This window comes from Streptomyces sp. BE303, assembly GCF_036290945.1.
In the GTDB taxonomy this organism is placed as follows: domain Bacteria; phylum Actinomycetota; class Actinomycetes; order Streptomycetales; family Streptomycetaceae; genus Kitasatospora.
In genome coordinates this window covers 1-2,762 of the sequence record NZ_JAQYWZ010000841.1, presented here as the reverse complement: position 1 = coordinate 2,762, position 2,762 = coordinate 1, and the positions used below count along the sequence as shown (strand labels likewise).

General features: G+C 75.4%; 3 protein-coding genes. 1 reads left to right on the top strand and 2 read right to left on the bottom strand.

The features are described from left to right. The coding region (locus PUR56_RS29455) for a type I polyketide synthase (RefSeq protein WP_329951184.1) at positions 1 to 2,008 on the bottom strand (2,008 nt) is incomplete at its 3' end. 105 nt (positions 2,009 to 2,113) lie between these two features. Further along, positions 2,114 to 2,614, bottom strand: a complete 501-nt coding sequence (locus PUR56_RS29450) for an acyl carrier protein (RefSeq protein ID WP_329951183.1) — start codon at positions 2,612 to 2,614, stop codon at positions 2,114 to 2,116. Here PUR56_RS29450 and PUR56_RS29445 point away from each other — a divergent pair. After that, a partial coding sequence (locus PUR56_RS29445) for a hypothetical protein (protein WP_329951182.1) occupies positions 2,583 to 2,762 on the top strand: 180 nt, incomplete at its 3' end. The two genes, PUR56_RS29450 and PUR56_RS29445, sit on opposite strands and share 32 nt — an antisense overlap.

Genomic DNA, 2,762 nt, shown 5'->3' with positions numbered 1-2,762 from the left:
TCCCCGCGACATGCGCCGCCGCGATCTCGCCCTGCGAGTGACCCACCACCGCGTCCGGCACCACACCCAGCGAACCCCACACCCGCGCCAGACCCACCATCACGGCGAACGACACCGGCTGCACCACGTCCACCCGCTCCAGCGAGGCGGCACCCGGCACCTGATTCACCACATCCACCAACGACCAATCCACATACGGCTTCAGCGCACCCTCCACCTCCGCCAGAGCCCGCGCGAACACCGGAGACTCGGCCGACAGACGCCGGCCCATCCCCACCCACTGCGAACCCTGACCCGGGAACACGAAGACGGTCTCGCCGGCGACGTCCGCCGTGCCGGTGACCAGGCCGGGTGCGGCGGCGTCGCCCGCGAGCGCGGCCAGTCCGCCGCGGTGGCCGTCCAGCGTGTCGGCCACCACGACGGCGCGGTGCGACAGGAGCGCCCGGGCCTCGGCGAGCGCGCGGGCGGCAGCCGTCTGGTCCGGGCCCTGCGCGTCGGCGTAGTCGAGCAGCCGCTCGGCCTGGGCACGCAGGGCGACGGCCGAGGCGGCGGACACCAGCCAGGGGACGGCCGGGACGGCGCGCGCCGGGGCGTCCGGGGCCGCGGAGACCTCCGGTGCCTCCGGGGCGTGCGGCGCCTCGGGCGTCTCCGGCGCGGGCGCCTCCTCCAGGATCACGTGGGCGTTGGTGCCGCTCACGCCGAAGGCCGAGACGGCGGCCCGGCGCGGGCGGTCCAGCTCGGGCCACGGCCGGGCCTCGGTCAGCAGCCTGACCTCACCGGCCGACCAGTCGACCTGCCGGGTCGGCTCGTCCACGTGAAGGGTCTTCGGCAGCACACCGTGCCGCAGCGCCTCCACCATCTTGATCACGCCCGCGACCCCGGCAGCCGCCTGGGTGTGCCCGAGGTTCGACTTCAACGAGCCCAGCCAGAGCGGCTGTTCGGCCGGGCGGCCCCTGCCGTAGGTGGCGAGCACCGCCTGTGCCTCGATCGGGTCGCCGAGCGGCGTGCCGGTGCCGTGGCCCTCGACCGCGTCGACGTCCGCCGCGGTCAGCCGGGCGTTGGCGAGCGCGGCCCGGATCACCCGCTGCTGGGCGGGGCCGTTGGGCGCGGTCAGACCGTTCGACGCACCGTCCTGGTTGACGGCCGAGCCCCGGACCACGGCCAGCACCTCGTGACCCAGCCGCCGCGCGTCCGACAGCCGCTCCAGCACCAGGACGGCCACACCCTCCGCCCAGCCGGTTCCGTCGGCCGCGTCGGCGAACGCCTTGCACCGGCCGTCGACCGCGAGGCCGCGCTGCCGGGAGAACTCCACGAACGGCGACGGCTGGGACATCACCGCGACGCCCCCGGCCAGGGCCTGCACGCACTCGCCGTTGCGCAGGGCCTGGGCGGCCAGGTGGACAGCGACCAGGGAGGAGGAGCAGGCGGTGTCGACGGTGATCGCGGGCCCCTCCAGGCCGAGGGTGTACGCGACCCGGCCCGAGGCCACCGAACCCGAGGTCCCGGTGGCGAGGAAACCCTCCAGCCCCTCGGGCACGCTCCGCAGCCCGGTGGCGTAGTCGTGGTACATCACGCCGGAGAAGACGCCGACCGGCGTGCCGCGCAGGTCCGCCGGGTCGAAGCCGGCCCGCTCCAGGGCCTCCCAGGACGTCTCCAGCAGCAGCCGCTGCTGCGGGTCCATGGCGAGCGCCTCGCGCGGCGAGATCCCGAAGAAGGCGGCGTCGAAGTCCGCGGCGCCGCGCAGGAACCCGCCCTCGCGGACGTAGGAGCGGCCCGCCCGGTCCGGGTCGGGGTCGAACAGCCCGTCGAGGTCCCAGCCGCGGTCCTCGGGGAACTCGGCCACGCCGTCACGGCCGTCGGCGACCAGCTGCCACAGCTCGGCCGGGGAGGAGACGTCGCCGGGGAGCCGGCAGGCCATCCCGACGATGGCGATCGGCTCGGTGGCCGCCGCCTCCAACTTTGCTTTCTCGGAGGCGAGTTGCTCGTTGTCCTGGAGCGCGGCCCGCAGCGCCGCGACCAGCCTCGCCGTCTGGTCGGAGGCGGCCGCGCCGTCGATGGTGGTAGTCATGTCAGCCTTTCGGGAAGGATCGGTGAGCGCGGGATCGGGGGACGGTCAGCCACGGCCGCGCAGCGCGCGGGCGACGAGACCGTCGATGTCCAGGTCGGCGATGGCGGGCCCGTCCGCGGGCGGGAGCTCCGGAGCCGGGCCGGCCGGCGGCACGGTGCCCCCGGCGGCGGCTCCGGCCTCCGGCTCCGGCAGGAGCTCGGACCGCAGGTGACGGGCGAGTTCGAGCGGGGTCGGGTGGTCGAAGACCAGCGTCGCCGGGAGCCGGACGCCGGTCGCCCGGGCCAGCCGGTTGCGCAGCTGCACCGCGCCGAGCGAGTCGAACCCGGTCTCCTTGAACGCCTGGGCGGCGGCGACGGCGTTCTTGGACGGGTGCCCGAGGACGGCCGCGGCGGCCGAACGCACCAGGTCGAGGAGTTCGCGGTGCTGCTCGCGTTCCGGCAGCGCGGCCAGCCTGACGGCGAAGCCGGCCGCGTCGTCGGCCGTGGTGGTGGTGGTGGTGGCGGTGCGGCGGGGAGTGCGGACCAGCCCGCGCAGCAACGGGTTCAACTCACCACTCGCCGCCTGCGACCGCAACACCCCCCAGTCCAACCGCGTCGGCACCAACACCGCCTCCGACGAACCCAACGCCGCGTCGAACAACGCCAACGCCTCACCCGACGCCATCGCCGACAGACCACCACGCTTCAACCGCGCC